This is a genomic window from Paenibacillus bovis (assembly GCF_001421015.2).
Taxonomy (GTDB): Bacteria; Bacillota; Bacilli; order Paenibacillales; family Paenibacillaceae; genus Saccharibacillus; species Saccharibacillus bovis.
On sequence record NZ_CP013023.1, the window covers coordinates 2606613 to 2621352 of the forward strand.

17 protein-coding genes are annotated in these 14740 nt (G+C 45.7%); 14 read left to right on the forward strand and 3 right to left on the reverse strand.

Annotation, left to right across the window (positions count from 1 at the left end; genetic code table 11):
- Positions 1-47: 47 nt before the first annotated feature.
- From rplS to AR543_RS11215, 8 genes are all read left to right on the forward strand, one after another.
- Complete coding sequence (rplS, locus tag AR543_RS11180) at positions 48-392, forward strand: 50S ribosomal protein L19 (RefSeq protein WP_017813648.1); 345 nt, start codon at positions 48-50, stop codon at positions 390-392.
- 464 nt (positions 393-856) lie between these two features.
- Positions 857-1546 carry a signal peptidase I gene (gene lepB, locus AR543_RS11185; protein ID WP_087071264.1) on the forward strand — a complete coding sequence of 230 codons (690 nt, stop codon included), beginning with the start codon at positions 857-859 and terminating at the stop codon, positions 1544-1546.
- Positions 1547-1570: 24 nt separating this feature from the next.
- Positions 1571-2431: a ribosome biogenesis GTPase YlqF gene (gene ylqF / locus AR543_RS11190; protein WP_060534402.1), complete on the forward strand. Its 861-nt coding sequence runs from the start codon at positions 1571-1573 to the stop codon at positions 2429-2431.
- A gap of 19 nt (positions 2432-2450) precedes the next feature.
- Positions 2451-3071, forward strand: coding sequence for a ribonuclease HII (locus AR543_RS11195; protein ID WP_060534403.1), 621 nt, complete (start codon positions 2451-2453; stop codon positions 3069-3071).
- Between the two features lie 271 nt (positions 3072-3342).
- The gene (locus AR543_RS11200) at positions 3343-5433 is read left to right on the forward strand and encodes a hypothetical protein (RefSeq protein WP_060534404.1); all 2091 of its coding nucleotides are present in this window, start codon (positions 3343-3345) and stop codon (positions 5431-5433) included.
- Positions 5430-5732, forward strand: coding sequence for an EscU/YscU/HrcU family type III secretion system export apparatus switch protein (locus AR543_RS11205; RefSeq protein ID WP_060534405.1), 303 nt, complete (start codon positions 5430-5432; stop codon positions 5730-5732). Before AR543_RS11200 ends, AR543_RS11205 begins: the two co-directional genes overlap by 4 nt.
- Before the next feature lie 5 nt (positions 5733-5737).
- On the forward strand, positions 5738-6178 hold the full coding sequence (locus AR543_RS11210) for a YraN family protein (protein ID WP_082472205.1): 441 nt from the start codon (positions 5738-5740) through the stop codon (positions 6176-6178).
- A gap of 234 nt (positions 6179-6412) precedes the next feature.
- The gene (locus AR543_RS11215; RefSeq protein WP_060534407.1) at positions 6413-8155 is read left to right on the forward strand and encodes a YifB family Mg chelatase-like AAA ATPase; all 1743 of its coding nucleotides are present in this window, start codon (positions 6413-6415) and stop codon (positions 8153-8155) included.
- Positions 8156-8176: 21 nt separating this feature from the next.
- Here the strand turns inward: AR543_RS11215 and AR543_RS11220 are convergent, their stop codons facing one another.
- Entirely contained in the window at positions 8177-8524 is a 348-nt protein-coding gene (locus AR543_RS11220) for a hypothetical protein (protein ID WP_227871876.1), read from the reverse strand.
- 91 nt (positions 8525-8615) lie between these two features.
- On the opposite strand from AR543_RS11220, the gene AR543_RS11225 reads away from it, so the two are divergent.
- From AR543_RS11225 to AR543_RS24530, 3 genes are all read left to right on the forward strand, one after another.
- Positions 8616-9293 carry a sulfite oxidase-like oxidoreductase gene (locus tag AR543_RS11225; RefSeq protein ID WP_060534409.1) on the forward strand — a complete coding sequence of 226 codons (678 nt, stop codon included), beginning with the start codon at positions 8616-8618 and terminating at the stop codon, positions 9291-9293.
- A gap of 97 nt (positions 9294-9390) precedes the next feature.
- Complete coding sequence (locus AR543_RS24435; protein ID WP_162495391.1) at positions 9391-9546, forward strand: hypothetical protein; 156 nt, start codon at positions 9391-9393, stop codon at positions 9544-9546.
- A 73-nt stretch (positions 9547-9619) separates the two neighbouring features.
- Positions 9620-9775, forward strand: a complete 156-nt coding sequence (locus AR543_RS24530) for a hypothetical protein (protein ID WP_169725596.1) — start codon at positions 9620-9622, stop codon at positions 9773-9775.
- Positions 9776-9929: 154 nt separating this feature from the next.
- Here the strand turns inward: AR543_RS24530 and AR543_RS11230 are convergent, their stop codons facing one another.
- Both AR543_RS11230 and AR543_RS11235 read right to left on the reverse strand, forming a co-directional pair.
- Entirely contained in the window at positions 9930-10553 is a 624-nt protein-coding gene (locus tag AR543_RS11230; RefSeq protein WP_060534411.1) for a hypothetical protein, read from the reverse strand.
- 403 nt (positions 10554-10956) lie between these two features.
- Complete coding sequence (locus tag AR543_RS11235) at positions 10957-11385, reverse strand: organic hydroperoxide resistance protein (RefSeq protein ID WP_060534413.1); 429 nt, start codon at positions 11383-11385, stop codon at positions 10957-10959.
- Positions 11386-11618: 233 nt separating this feature from the next.
- On the opposite strand from AR543_RS11235, the gene AR543_RS11240 reads away from it, so the two are divergent.
- The 3 genes from AR543_RS11240 (at position 11619) to sucD (ending at position 14514) form a co-directional block, all read left to right on the forward strand.
- Positions 11619-12101, forward strand: a complete 483-nt coding sequence (locus AR543_RS11240) for a MarR family winged helix-turn-helix transcriptional regulator (protein WP_060534415.1) — start codon at positions 11619-11621, stop codon at positions 12099-12101.
- 279 nt (positions 12102-12380) lie between these two features.
- A complete protein-coding gene (sucC, locus tag AR543_RS11245) occupies positions 12381-13538 on the forward strand; it encodes an ADP-forming succinate--CoA ligase subunit beta (protein ID WP_060534417.1) in 1158 nt (385 codons plus the stop codon).
- 46 nt (positions 13539-13584) lie between these two features.
- Entirely contained in the window at positions 13585-14514 is a 930-nt protein-coding gene (gene sucD, locus AR543_RS11250; protein ID WP_017813664.1) for a succinate--CoA ligase subunit alpha, read from the forward strand.
- The last annotated feature ends 226 nt before the right edge of the window (positions 14515-14740 follow it).

The window sequence follows — 14740 nt, forward strand, 5'->3', positions numbered from 1 at the left end:
GTCTTCCTGAGTCGCAAGAACATCTGTGTGGAAGGAGGGAGTCATAGATGAATATCATTCAGGCGATTACTCAAGATCAACTGCGCAAGGATATTCCTAATTTCCGTGCTGGTGATACTTTGAAAGTACACGTTAAGGTAATTGAGGGAACCCGCGAACGCGTTCAGTTGTTCGAAGGTGTAGTAATTAAACGTCAAGGTGGAGGCATCAGTGAGACTTTTACAGTTCGTAAAATTTCTTACGGTGTAGGTGTGGAAAGAACTTTCCCAGTAAACTCTCCTAAAATTGATAAACTCGAAGTGGCTCGCCGTGGTAAAGTGCGTCGTGCGAAGCTGTACTATCTTCGTGAACTGCGCGGTAAAGCAGCGAGAATTAAAGAATTGCGCCGTTAATCCTTACAGAGAATACGGAAGAGAAGGGCTTGGTCATACAAGCCCTTTTCGTTGTTTTTACAGCATATTTACAGCTTGATTATAAGGAAGTTACCATTCCGCCAGACCGTCTTGAACAAGCGATTTGCAGAAATGCAGACCTCTTCCATGTTTCAACGATATTGCTTGCGTATTAGGATATTCGTTACTGCATTGGTAGTTGTACTGTTTTTATTTTGCAGATTGCAGGAAGACGGCAGACGGGATTTTTTGTATCATTTTCAAAGGCTGCCTGGCTAAAATGCAAAAACAGGAGTAATGCTTGACAAATAGCTTATTTCAAAATTTGGTTTTTGCAAAATTGTGTGTAAAATAGATAGAGGATATCGTATAGGTACTTGGTAACAACATCCGGGAATTTTCCTGCTTGTTACCGGATGGTACATATACAAAGCGCCAATTCAACCAGGAAAGAAGGCATATCTATGGAGCAAGACTCAAAACAAGCCAACAATCAAGCGGAAGCAGCGTCGTCTGCGGAAGTTCAGGAACCAACTAACGGAGGCAATATCTCCGAGACCACAGCCGTTCCTCCCAAAAAGAAGAGCGAAGCCAAAGAATGGATCAAAGCGATTGTTGTAGCTTTGCTGCTCGTGATCGTGATCCGCTGGTTCCTGTTTGAGCCTTTTATTGTGGATGGGCCTTCGATGCAGCCTAATTTCCATACTGGCGAACGGGTTATTGTAAACAAGATTTTGTATGACGTTCGTGATCCCAAGCCGGGTGAAGTCGTCGTACTCAAAGTTCCGTCCCAGCACCGCGACTTTATCAAACGGGTAATCGCTGTTGGTGGAGATACTGTCAAGGTCGAAGGAGATACATTGACAGTAAACGGGAAAGTGATGAGTGAGCCGTATATTCAGGCTGCCATCGATAATGCACATGCCCAGGGAAGCGATTATAATATCAACAACTTCCCGACAGAGCAGCTGCCGGACGGCAAAGTGCCACAGGGCTATGTATTTGTAATGGGAGACAACCGCTCTAACAGCCAGGACAGCCGCATGATCGGTTATGTACCGCTGGGAGACATTATTGGACGGGCTGACGTGATCTTCTGGCCGCTTAGCAATGCGGAATGGATCGATCAGGATGCACCAACTGCACAAAATTAATTTACGAAGTTAGGGGGAAAACCTGTGACCATTCAATGGTTTCCCGGACATATGACAAGAGCAAGACGCCAGATCGAGGACAAGCTAAAGCTGATCGATATGGTTATTGAGCTGGTGGATGCGCGTCTGCCGTTATCCAGCCGCAACCCGATGATTGACGAGATTTTGCAGGGCAAGCCAAGAATGATTATTTTGAATAAAGCAGATCTGGCTGATCCGGCAATCACCTCGTTATGGGTAGAATATTTCAAAAAACAAGGTCATGAGGTACTGCCTCTTGATGCAGCCAGCGGTTATGGAATTAAAGAAATTCCTGAACGCTCCAAGCTGCTGCTCAAAGAAAAGCGGGATAAACGTGCAGCCAAAGGGATGAATCAACGCCCTATGCGCGGATTGATCGTAGGTATTCCAAACGTAGGTAAATCGACGCTGATCAACCGGCTTGCCGGTAAAAGTATTGCTGCTACCGGTGACCGTCCAGGTGTAACCAAAGGCCAGCAATGGATCAAAATCGGTACGGAGATGGAACTTCTCGATACACCGGGGATTTTGTGGCCCAAGTTCGAAGACCAGACTGTTGGATATCGTCTTGCCGTAACCGGAGCTATCCGTGAAGAAATCCTCAATGTGGAAGATGTAGCCTATTACGGGATGAAGTATATTTGCGAATATTACTGGAAAAATATCGCGGAGCGCTTTGAACTGTCGGAAGCACCACAGGATCTGGATAATCCAAATGATATCGTCGAAATTATGGAAGAAATCGGCCGTAAACGCGGTTGTCTGATGAGCGGCGGACGTGTCGATCTGGAGAAAGCATCCAAAGTCATCCTGCGTGAATTCCGTGCCGGCAAAATGGGCCGTATCTCTATGGAGACTCCATAAATGACTGGAGGATCCTATCATGTCTGAACTGTTGAACTATGAACGTGAATGCTGGTCAGCAGGCTATGGACATATTGCCGGTGTCGATGAAGTAGGCCGAGGCTGCCTGTTCGGTGATGTTGTAGCTGCTGCTGTTATTATGCCGCAGGAGCTGATCATCGAAGGGGTAAATGACTCCAAAAAACTCACTGACAAAAAGAGAGAGCAGCTCTATACGCAGATTATGGAGCAGGCGCTTGCTGTAGGTGTAGGTCATGTGAGTGCTGCTGTTATTGACGAGATCAATATCCGGCAGGCTGCACGTCTGGCGATGAAGATAGCTTTGGAGCAACTGACGGTAACACCCGATTATATTCTGGTGGATGCCGAAACGGTAGATATGCCGATTCCCCAGCGGAGTATTATTAAAGGGGATGCGAATAGCCATAGTATTGCAGCTGCTTCCATCATTGCCAAGGTGACACGCGATCGACTGTGTGCCGGAGAATGGGAAGAACAGTATCCAGGCTATGGAATTGCAGGTCACAAAGGCTATGCGACCAAACTGCATCGGGAACGCATTCTGGAGCTTGGAGTAACACCGCTGCATCGCCGCAGCTTTTTGGGCAATTTGCTGCTGGAACAACCAACTCTTTTTTGATTATCCCAAAGCTGCAGCAGGAAATAGTTGATTTACCGTACTAAATCGGTTACGATTTGCATATACTATCGCAGACACGGTTAGGGAAGAACCCGAATCTTTTACAGAGATCGGGTTCTTTTTGTATATATCTTTATATGGCATAATGGCTTATCAGAATAAGGAATTGAACCGATAAATATAAAAAGAAGATAGATCCGGAGCGAATATACATAGCACCAGCGGATAATCTTCGTTCTTAAATTTAAAAATACAGACAGGAGGCCAGATAATGAATATCGGATCACTATTCCGTGGGATGATGGGTGATGTCAAGCCCGGGGAAGCCAAACAAATGGAATTAAAAGAAGGTCAGGTGGTCCGCGGAGTAGTCAGCAGTGTGTCGGATGATGGTCAGGAAGCTGTTATCCAGATTCAGGGTGTCAAAGTACGTGCCAAACTGGAGACACCGCTTCAACAGGGAGAAACGACCATGCTGCAGGTTCAGCCTCCGGGCAAAGATGGCATGCCTGTTCTCAAGCCGGTAGCCGGCAACCAGAATACGCCACTGCCTGCCGCTTCTATGGGCGAATTGCTGGAATCGTTCAGTCTTCCGGATACCAAGGATAATCGGGCGATGATTACTCAGATGCGTGCTTCCGGCATACCTTTGACAGCCGATAACGTAAAAAATATACAGACTTCACTCGCGCAAAAACCGGATTCGGTGCCGGTAGGAGAATGGGTAAAAGCCGCAGCAGTAGCTGTCCAAAAAGGATTGCCGGTTACCGGTCAGAGCGTTGCAGGACTGCATCAGGCCCTTTTTGGTCCTCCCTTGCATGAAACACTCGGTAATATGCTGCAATCTATAGAAAGCCAGCTCAAGGCAGGTGTTTCTCCGCAGACTTCCCCAGGAAGTGGAGCAACGGCCCATCCGGCAGCCAACCCGAACACTGCCACTTCTGCGTCTGCTCCTTCGTCTGCCATGTCTGATACTCCAGTTTCTGCCAATGCCAATGTATCAACATCTGCTGCGACGGCGGGCCAGACTTTGAATACACCAGCCAATGCAGGGAATACAACTACCGTACTGCTGAATAAGATTCAAAATGTACTGCAGCAGATCAATAGTCTGGTTCCGCAGAACGTAGAGCAGGATATTCCTTTGCAAAATAACGTTGCCACTGCGCAGACTGCTCCAGTAGCGCAAGAAGCGGATACAGTCGCTCAACCAGCTATGTCTAATCAGAACAAATCAGAGCCAGCAGCGCCTGGCGCAGGCAGTTCTGTACCTTCGCAATCAACTGCAGCACAGCCTAAGCCGACCTCTGCTCCATGGGTAGGACAAGTTCTGAAACTACTCGGAGCAGAATATGAACAGCAGACAGTACGGGCAGCACTTACTTTAACAGCGGCATCTGCTGGCGCAGCTACAGAAGCTCAGGGAGGGACAGCAGCATCTTCCGGTATGCCTGCTAATACTACTGCACCGCAACCAGGTGTCGACCCTCGCCAATCCATGCCTGTTAGTACAGGAGCACCTATTCCATCAGGGACTGCGAGCAGTGCAGCAGCTTCACTGTCGTCCGGCAATACGCCTGTTAATAATCAATCGCCGATTCCAGCAGTTCCGGACTTGCCCGATGCTCCAACGGCACCACAACCACCAGCTATAAATAGTCCTTCTGCAGCATCCATTCCAACTTCTACACAGCATCCTGGTCCTCTGCATGTACAGGATCGTACACTATTGACTGGTGATATTACTCAACCGGATGCTTCGCAGATTGCGCAGCCTGCTATCCAGTCTGCTGAAGATACACTTGCCAAGGCACAGGACACACTTAAAGGTCTGCTGCTTCAACTCACAGCGGCAGATGATGTACCTCCTGCTCTCAAAGATGCCGCTCAGCAGATGGTTCAGCAACTTACCGGTCAGCAGCTGCTGCTTAACACAGACCGCACCGCTCCTTTTGCCCAGGTGACCATGTTTGTGCCTTTTAACGGACCCGACGGACAGGAAACGGCTTCGGTGCAGATTCAATCTCGCAGAGGAGCCAAGGGTGAGCTGGATGCTTCCAATTGTCGTCTATGGTTTGATCTGGATATGAAAATGCTGGGACCTACACTGCTGGATGTCCATGTAGTGGACAAGATCGTCACGCTCAAAGTGCATAATGATCTGGAGCAGTTGGCTCCATTAATAGAAAGCAAAAAACAGGAAGTCGCTGATGCGATTGGTTCACTTGGATATCAGCTGCTGTCTCTGCAGTTTGCAGGGCTTCCTGTTCGTTCGGCTGGAGACGATACGGGTATGAACAGTTCAGGACTGCTGGATCAGTATGCGCCTCCCGAATATAAAGGGGTGGATATGAAAATATGAATAAGCCCAAAGACAATTCGTTTATAGGCAAGCGTGCTGTTGCCCTAAAGTATGATCCTTCCCAGAGTGAAGCGCCTATCGTTGTGGCCAAAGGACGCGGACGAGTCGCTGAGACCATTCTAGAAAAAGCTCAGGAAGCCGGTGTAGACATTCAGGAAGATGCAGCACTGGTTGAAGTATTATCCAAGCTGGATCTGGATCAGCAGATTCCTGGGGAGCTGTATGATCTGGTCGCCGAGATTCTGACTTTTATTTATCGGGCCGACAAGAATTTTACTTCGGGTCTGGATATTTGGTGAGAGCTATGAATAAATGGGATGTATCGGATACGGCTCCAAACATAGCTGCAGCTTGTACGGCTCGTGATGAGCAGCAGGAAGAACGACAGGATAATAGGAAGCTCAAAGGTAGGATTGCAGAAGATACGGCTGCTTATTATCTGGATCAGCAGGGATACGAGATTCTGACCAGAAATTGGCGCTGTCGCAGTGGTGAATTGGATATTATTGCTGCTGTAAATGGTGTGATTGTTATTGTGGAGGTACGTAGCCGAAGTGGCATAACACATGGTACTGCAGCGGAATCGGTCGACTGGCGCAAGCAGCGTCAGGTACGCGAGACAGCCGAAGTATATGCACATTGTATGAATCAACACCATCAACGATTTCGCTATGACGTGATCAGTATCCAGATGAATTCGGCTTATCAGGTAACCGAACTGGAACATATTATAGAAGCTTTTTAATAAAGCCAGGTGAATATTGTACTCACCAAATTTGGCATGCAGATACAGATAGACAATGAAATAGAGACAAAAAGAGAGATACAGATAGAACAGCCTATTAGATCATACAGTGATCGGGCTGGAATCATCATAAATTAAAAATTATAAATTTTGAATACAAAATGTGGAAGCACCCGTTTGTAATACATTTCTGCACATTGACAGAGAAACGTATACAGAAAGGGTGTTTTTGTTATGTATGGCAAATTGTTCAGTGCCTGTCTTCAAGGTATTCATGGTGTAAGAGTAGAAGTGGAGACAGACCTCTCCAATGGTCTGCCTATGGTATCCATTATTGGTCTGCCGGATTCAGCGATTAGGGAATCGGTCGAGCGGGTGAGGTCAGCGATCAAGAATTGCGGGTTTATTTTTCCTTCCCAGCGGGTTACTATCAATCTGGCTCCTGCTGATCTGAGAAAGGAAGGATCGGCTTTTGACCTGGCAATTGCGATGGGAATACTGGCTACCAGTGATCAGATTATTTTCCCGGATCAGGAGAATATGCTGCTTATCGGCGAGCTCGCTCTGGATGGTGCGCTTCGTCCTGTACCTGGCGTCCTGTCCATGGTGGACGCTGCCAAGCAGCATGGGTTGACCTCGGTGATTCTGCCCGCAGATAACGCTATGGAAGCCTCGCTTGTAGAGGGGATACGTGTATATGGGGTCAGACATATGAATGAGCTGTTTAGTGAGCTGAATCATCAGCCTGCAGACAAGCCGGATACACAGACAGGTATAGAAACTTTTAAAATGGGCGTACCGGGACAGCCCCCTATACTGGTCAAAAAGGTACAACACCAAACTACCGAAGTTACGCAATCAAAGACCAATTCAGATCCATGTTCTCCAGAGCAATCTTTTACAATCAAAAAATCCGATCCGCGCAAGCTGGTTGATCTGGAGCCTCTATTACGGAGTCGCTCTCATATTCAGCAGCATCGCCAATCGGTAACACCGACATATGAAGACTATGCCGATGTATTTGGTCAGCAGCATGTCAAACGGGCGCTTATGATTGCTGCTTCGGGGATGCATAATATTCTGCTGCTTGGTCCTCCCGGTACAGGCAAGACGATGCTGATCAAGCGTCTGCCTACTATTTTGCCTACACTAACCGAAGAGGAAGCTCTTGAAGTCACCAAAATATTAAGCGTGGCTGGCAAATTTAAAGATAGTACAGCTGGTCTGATTACTAGCCGTCCTTTTCGGTCACCGCATCATAGTATTACTGTTGCTGGCTTGATAGGCGGCAGCAGTATTCCCAAACCTGGTGAAGTGAGTCTGGCTCATCAGGGCATATTGTTTCTTGATGAACTGCCTGAATTTCCAAGAGCGGTGCTTGAAGTACTGCGACAGCCGCTGGAAGACCACGAAGTACAAATCAGCCGCGCCAGAGCCGTGTTTACTTTCCCGGCGAATTTCCTACTCGCTGGTTCGATGAATCCATGTCCATGCGGATATCTGGGGAGTCATCATCCAGTACATCAATGTACATGCAGCGATGCCCAGATTGCCCGCTATCGCGCCAAAATATCCGGGCCGTTGCTGGACCGGATCGATCTGCAGATTGAAGTTCCGCGTCCAAGCGAGCGTGATTGGCAGCAGTCCGAAGGATTTCAGCCGGATGGATATGATTCGGCTAGCATGAGAGAGATTGTACATCGCACCCACGAACGTCAGCTCAAACGGTATTCCGGTCTTGGTATTCGGTGGAATAGCCAGCTGTCCGGTCGCTGGTTGCGAGAGCATACGCATCTGGCAGCAGATGCGAACCTGCTGCTGGAAGCAGCTTTTGAACAGCTGGGAATGAGTATGCGTGCGAGAGATCGTGTACTCAAGCTGGCTCGCACGATTGCTGATCTGGAGGAGAAAGAACAGATCGAAGCCGTACATATTGCCGAAGCAATACAGTACCGCCAGCTGGATCGCAAAAAGTAGAATCTTTGCTGCGTATTGTTGTTATTCCAGTATATGCTGTTCCAAAAATTCCAGGAAATCTCCCTGCATCGAACCAAGCGGAAGAATAACCTTAGTAATTAAAAATCTCCAGTGCTGTCCACCCGCGTCAAATGACCATACCGAAGCAAGTGAGGGCCCGGAACGGTATTTCTGATTTAGCAGATCCGTTGTAGCAAATTCAAAGACAGCAGCAACTTTTGAAGTGAATAATGTAAGAAAAATAATAACAAATTTATCCTGGTTGAGAAGCAAAACAGCCTGATTGGTTACAGAAGCAAGACTTTGGGACTTGGCATAGCATATACGCATATCCGGTTGCAGATATGCTTCGGCGGATCTGGTCACCATTTTTTTGGTAATAAAAAGCATCATCAAAACCCTTTCTATTTGGTTATCGAATGTTTAATATAAAACATACTAGAAGAAAGGAGACAGTTCAATGCAGTCTAATAAAGCAGAACGTCTAAAAAATGCACGTGTTCCCAATAAACCCTTATTGGACGAGGAGCTTCAGCGCCGTCTGCCACCAGGACAGACACTGACCGACAGTTTTCCGATATTGCATGAAGGCATGGTCCCTGAATATGATCTGAGTCAATGGAATCTGCGGATTTTTGGTGAAGTCGAAGAGGAGCGTACTTTTACTTTTGAGCAGCTTCAGGATATGCCGATTACCCGTACAGTGAGCGATATTCACTGTGTGACACGCTGGTCTAAATTTGATACCCCCTGGGAAGGAGTCCGATTCTCTGATCTGGTTCAGCAGATGAAGATCAAATCGGAAGCTCGTTATGTCATGATTCATGCCGATCCTGATTATGAGACCAATGTAGCACTTGAAGAACTGATGAAAGACGATGTATTGCTGGCCTGGAATTATGATGGCAAGCCTCTAACTGCCAAACATGGTTGGCCACTACGTCTGATTGTTCCACAGTTTTATTTCTGGAAAAGTGCAAAATGGATTCGCGGGATTGAATTTATGAAAGAGGATCGAAGAGGGTTCTGGGAAAATCACGGATTCCATAATATAGCTGATCCTTTCAAGGAAGAACGTTTCTCTTCGGATGAATACGAGATGCCGGAAGATGAATGGAAATACTGTGAAGCAGATTGAATTTCCATTTTTATGAAACTAACCTGTGTTTGTTCCGTATAGGGTCATAACTCTTTCTTTTATCATTTTGGTGATTATCAGGAAAGGAATGATAGATATGGAATTATTTTGGCTTATTGTTTTTATGATAGCGATTGGTGGTCCTCTGATCTGGAACAAAATTGCTATTGGCAAACGGATTCATCATGAAGAACAAAAAGCAGGTCGTGACCTCACCCATGAGATTAACCCTTTTACAGGCGGACGAGATTAGCGGTAAAGGGGATTATACCGGATAATAAAAGCGACAAGTTTATTTAGAAATGCAGCATGAGGAGGAGAGCATAATGGAGATAGTTGTTCATATTCTGTCCGGCCTGGCCAAAGCAGCGAATGCGCTGTATATTATGGCTATCGGTAAACGTATTCATGCAGAAGAAAAAGAAGCCGGACGCGATTTGACTTATGAGATAAATCCGTTCACAGGCAGCCGAAAATCATAATGTTATTACACTCTAGCCGTATACAAAAAATAGCAATACACGTGAAATGATAGGGTATATGATTAGCATCATTTGTTCTATATCCATACATCGAAAAGACTGGCGCCAATCGCGCCAGTCTTTTTACCATTATATAAGCAGAATAGAGCAGCTATTACAAGCTCTCCACAGCTTTGGACAGTTTGGCATCCAAAGTCCCTTTGTCTACGTTACCATCATTCAGATCCGGATTAAACCAATAGATTACCAGTACATTACCTTTGGTATATTCCGTCTTTTTAAAAGGAATACCGTTTTGCTGGGTTTTCAGATCTTCCAGACCTTTTTTCAGGTCATCTTCAGATTTGAAAACATAGATGGATACAGGCTCGGTTTTTTTCGGATCTTTGGTAGTTACATAGCGATCCGGTTTCACACCATTCAATACCCATTTGCCAGCCGCATCCGGCTCAGCTACCAGATCGATACCCTGTTTTTTGATAACAGCAGCTACTTCTTTGGTAGTCATATCGGTAGCAGCAGCTTTGTTCGCGGAATCAGTCGAGCTATCAGATTCAGACGATTTGTTATCTGTTGCTGTAGTGTCGGTCGCATTGTTGGTAGCAGTTCCTTGCTCGTCAGCTGCCTTGTTATCCGTAGCGGTCGTGTCTGTGGTGCCCTGTTCGGTCGTAGTCGTCGACCCGGTAGCAGGTGCAGGCGTAGATTCATTTGCCTTGGAACAGCCGGTCGCTGCAACGACAGTAATTGCGAGTAAGAGTGTAGTCACTTTCAGTTTCATAATTGACCTCCTGTTGTTGTAATAATGGGCAGGGGTATTCATTCTCTGCAAATGAAAATGGAATAACCGCAAGCAATGAAAGGTGCAAAGCAATTTTCATTATAACCATACATACACCGTCAGACAACTTTTGACACGTAGCTTACATTAAGCATGGACTTGTTTGATTGTCCTTTCAAGATTGAAAAAGCTGATATAACAGTAATGTATACGATATCATAAACATCCAAAATTAATGTATTACAGAGATCATTTTATGCAGAGAGGCTAATCACGCGGTGTATAATCCAAAAAAAGAAGCAGCCGGGGGAAGCTGCTTCTTGCATCATTATATTTATATAAGCCGTTCAAATCAGAATTTTTTCCTTGGGGGAAGGAAAGAATCAAAAGGGGACAAGTTGAATTACAGAACGTTAATTTCGACAGCAATATTACCGCGTGTCGCACGGGAATAAGGACATACATTATGTGCTTCTTCAGCCAGTTTGGAAGCTGTATCGCGATCGATACCTTTAACAAGAACATCCAGACGTACTGCCAGTGCAAAGCCGCCATCTTCAGCTTTACCAAAGCTTACGGTTCCTGTAACTTGAGTTCCTTCATGTTTTACTTTTTGCATACGCGCTACCATATTCAGTGCACTATCAAAGCAAGCGGAGTAACCGGCTGCAAACAGCTGCTCGGGATTGGTACCGGCACCACCAGCGCCGCCCATTTCTTTTGGAGTGGCAATGTCAAGACGCAGGTCAGGACTGGAGGACTCAACATAACCTTGTCTTCCACCGATTGCTGTTACAGAAGTCTCGTACATTTTTTGTTGGATATTTAGCATATCAATTACCACCTTTTACGTTATTTTATTTTACAAAATTAAATTTATCACAATTAATATAAAAAGTAAAATGTTTTTCGTAATAATAATGTCAGGCAATTAAATTTGTGATAGAATAGAGTTTAAGCATTAAATAAAATCAAGTATTCATAGTGTGTCTGACGGGTTATTAGTATATAAAAATTCGGAACATATTTAAGAATACTCATTATATAAAAGCAGGTGATTATAGAATGGACACTCAATCTCAGGAATATCCGCACCCCCAGTTGAAGCTGGACAATCAGCTTTGCTTTGCCATTTATGCATCTTCCCGTGAGATGACCAAAATGTACCAGCCGCTGCTGGATCATCTCGGTCTTACGTATTCACAGTATCTTGTTATGCTCGTTCTGTGGGAGCAGCAGGAATGTACAGTGAAAGAATTGGGTAATGCGCTCTATCTCGATTCCGGTACACTGACACCACTACTCAAGCGTCTGGAAGCAGCAGGTCTTATTATCCGCAAACGCTCTACAGAAGATGAGCGCAAAGTGCATATTACATTGACAGAAGCCGGTTGGAGCTTGCAGCAACAAGCAGTCTCGATTCCGGACGATATCAAAGAAAGAACATGCATTAATACAGACAAGCTGGATGAGCTGTTGTCCGAGTTCAAACAGCTGCTGCAAAATATCCATCAAGCGAACGTGAATAGCGCAGCCAACAAAAAATAATCTTTTATTTATTGAAGGAAACCAAGTCTAGGATTGTGCAAATACAGAATCCCTTTTAGCAGAAATTGTTAAAAGGGATTTTTATTTTTTTACTTTGTTAACGCATACATGATATATTAAGCATAGGCAATTACTTCCTTATGATTTTCTCCATATCGTGGATTAAAATGGTAAAATTTTTAAGGAAAGCGTTTTAAAAACATGTTACAATAGCAAAGGTTATTGATTTGCCGGGCAATATGACCGGAATGCATTCATGTCGATAGGAGGATTTACCAGATGAATATCCATGAATATCAGGGAAAACAAGTACTTAAACAGTATGGAGTGGCAGTGCCCGAGGGCAAAGTAGCCTTTACGGTGGAAGAAGCTGTAGAAGCAGCACAATCTCTGGGCAGTGCGGTATGTGTAGTTAAAGCACAAATCCACGCTGGCGGTAGAGGTAAAGCCGGAGGCGTCAAAGTAGCCAAAAGCGTAGACGAAGTTCGTGCGTATGCGCAGGAATTGCTGGGCAAGGTACTCGTTACCCACCAGACAGGTCCGGAAGGCAAAGAAATCAAACGTCTGTTGATCGAAGAAGGCTGTGATATTCAAAAAGAATATTACATAGGGGTAGTTATCGACCGTGCTACTGGCAAAGTGGTCATAATGGCTTCTGAAGAAGGCGGCACAGAGATCGAAGAAGTAGCAGAGAAAACGCCGGAAAAAATCTTCCGCGAAGCTGTCGATCCTGCGGTCGGTCTGCAGGCTTTCCAGGCCCGCAAACTTGCTTATGCTATTAACATTCCTACCAAGCTGGTGAACAAAGCAGCTCAATTTATGTTGTCCTTGTACAAAGCATTTGTTGAGAAAGACTGCTCGATTGCCGAAATCAACCCATTGGTTGTAACAGGTGACGGTCAGGTTATGGCTTTGGATGCCAAGCTGAACTTTGATTCCAACGCATTGTTCCGTCATCCGGAAATTCTGGAACTGCGCGATCTGGAAGAAGAAGATGAAAAAGAGATTGAAGCTTCCAAATTCGACCTGAGTTACATCGCTCTGGATGGCAATATCGGCTGTATGGTTAACGGTGCCGGTCTGGCGATGGCAACAATGGATATTATTAAATACTACGGCGGCGAACCCGCCAACTTCCTGGACGTAGGGGGCGGTGCAACGACAGAGAAGGTTACTGAAGCCTTCAAAATCATCCTGTCCGATCCAAACGTAAAAGGAATCTTCATTAATATATTCGGCGGAATTATGCGCTGTGACGTTATTGCCAATGGTGTGGTTGAAGCCGCCAAGCAAATCGGGCTGGACCGTCCACTCGTAGTGAGACTGGAAGGTACGAACGTTGATCTCGGTAAGCAGATTCTGGCTGAATCGGGACTGAACATCGTAGCTGCTGACTCCATGGCAGATGGAGCGCAAAAGATCGTAGCGCTGGTATAAAACAACACCAGTACCTAAATTAAGTGATAGGAGCTGTGACTGGACAATGAGTATTCTTGTAGATAAGCACACAAAAGTGATCACTCAAGGTATCACCGGTTCAACGGGATTATTTCACACCAAAGGTGCCCTGGATTATGGTACTCAAATGGTTGGCGGAGTAACACCCGGTAAAGGCGGAACCAATGTGGATATTACACTGGAAGATGGTTCCACAGTGAGTCTGCCGGTATTTAATACCGTTGTTGAAGCCAAGGAAAAAACAGGCGCTACAGCGAGTGTTATCTACGTTCCACCGGCATTTGCAGCGGATTCCATTATGGAAGCCGTCGATGCAGACCTGGATCTCGTTATCTGTATTACAGAGGGCATTCCTGTGCTCGATATGGTTAAAGTTGCCCGTTATATGGAAGGCAAAAAGACTGTATTGATCGGGCCAAACTGTCCGGGTGTGATTACGCCGGGCGAGTGCAAAATCGGTATTATGCCAGGCTATATCCATAAGCCGGGTTATGTAGGTGTTGTATCACGCAGTGGTACTCTCACATACGAAGCCGTGCATCAACTGTCTACACGCGGTATTGGACAGTCTTCCGCGGTAGGTATCGGTGGCGATCCTGTCAAAGGCTCCGAATTTATTGATATCCTCAAAATGTTCAATGAAGATCCGGATACCCGTGCAGTTATCATGATCGGAGAAATTGGCGGTACGGCAGAAGAAGAAGCGGCAGAGTGGATTCAGGCAAATATGACCAAGCCTGTCGTTGGCTTTATTGGTGGTGCAACAGCGCCTCCAGGAAAACGTATGGGTCATGCAGGTGCTATTATTTCCGGCGGTAAAGGTACAGCGGCCGAGAAGATTGCCAAGCTGGAATCCTGCGGTGTCAAAGTTGCTCCAACGCCATCCGAAATGGGCTCTACACTGGTAGAAGTACTGGAAGAGCGTGGTTTGTTGAGCGAGTGCACAACTCACTAATCCAATGAATACTGTCTATTACAACGGCTATTGAACAGGGATAGACTTCTGTCTTTCTTTTCATTATAATAGCTGTAAATGGATATCGTTCGTGACAGGGTAAGCAACCTCTGATTCTCTTTAGAGAGACAGGGGTTGCTTCTTTGCGTTATCCGGCAAATATCAGGGTAAACGCTTGCAATATTAAATGACATACGATTAAATGGAGTAGATGGTCACGTCTGTC

Excerpts from the sequence above, each read along its gene's own strand:
- rplS (WP_017813648.1), top strand. The coding sequence starts at position 48 with ATGAATATCATTCAGGCGATTACTCAAGATCAACTGCGCAAGGATATT.
- lepB (WP_087071264.1), top strand. The coding sequence starts at position 857 with ATGGAGCAAGACTCAAAACAAGCCAACAATCAAGCGGAAGCAGCGTCG.
- AR543_RS11195 (WP_060534403.1), top strand. The coding sequence starts at position 2,451 with ATGTCTGAACTGTTGAACTATGAACGTGAATGCTGGTCAGCAGGCTAT.
- AR543_RS11200 (WP_060534404.1), top strand. The coding sequence starts at position 3,343 with ATGAATATCGGATCACTATTCCGTGGGATGATGGGTGATGTCAAGCCC.
- AR543_RS11205 (WP_060534405.1), top strand. The coding sequence starts at position 5,430 with ATGAATAAGCCCAAAGACAATTCGTTTATAGGCAAGCGTGCTGTTGCC.
- AR543_RS11210 (WP_082472205.1), top strand. The coding sequence starts at position 5,738 with ATGAATAAATGGGATGTATCGGATACGGCTCCAAACATAGCTGCAGCT.
- AR543_RS11215 (WP_060534407.1), top strand. The coding sequence starts at position 6,413 with ATGTATGGCAAATTGTTCAGTGCCTGTCTTCAAGGTATTCATGGTGTA.
- AR543_RS11220 (WP_227871876.1), bottom strand. The coding sequence starts at position 8,524 with ATGGTGACCAGATCCGCCGAAGCATATCTGCAACCGGATATGCGTATA.
- AR543_RS11225 (WP_060534409.1), top strand. The coding sequence starts at position 8,616 with ATGCAGTCTAATAAAGCAGAACGTCTAAAAAATGCACGTGTTCCCAAT.
- AR543_RS24435 (WP_162495391.1), top strand. The coding sequence starts at position 9,391 with ATGGAATTATTTTGGCTTATTGTTTTTATGATAGCGATTGGTGGTCCT.
- AR543_RS24530 (WP_169725596.1), top strand. The coding sequence starts at position 9,620 with ATGGAGATAGTTGTTCATATTCTGTCCGGCCTGGCCAAAGCAGCGAAT.
- AR543_RS11230 (WP_060534411.1), bottom strand. The coding sequence starts at position 10,553 with ATGAAACTGAAAGTGACTACACTCTTACTCGCAATTACTGTCGTTGCA.
- AR543_RS11235 (WP_060534413.1), bottom strand. The coding sequence starts at position 11,385 with ATGCTAAATATCCAACAAAAAATGTACGAGACTTCTGTAACAGCAATC.
- AR543_RS11240 (WP_060534415.1), top strand. The coding sequence starts at position 11,619 with ATGGACACTCAATCTCAGGAATATCCGCACCCCCAGTTGAAGCTGGAC.
- sucC (WP_060534417.1), top strand. The coding sequence starts at position 12,381 with ATGAATATCCATGAATATCAGGGAAAACAAGTACTTAAACAGTATGGA.
- sucD (WP_017813664.1), top strand. The coding sequence starts at position 13,585 with ATGAGTATTCTTGTAGATAAGCACACAAAAGTGATCACTCAAGGTATC.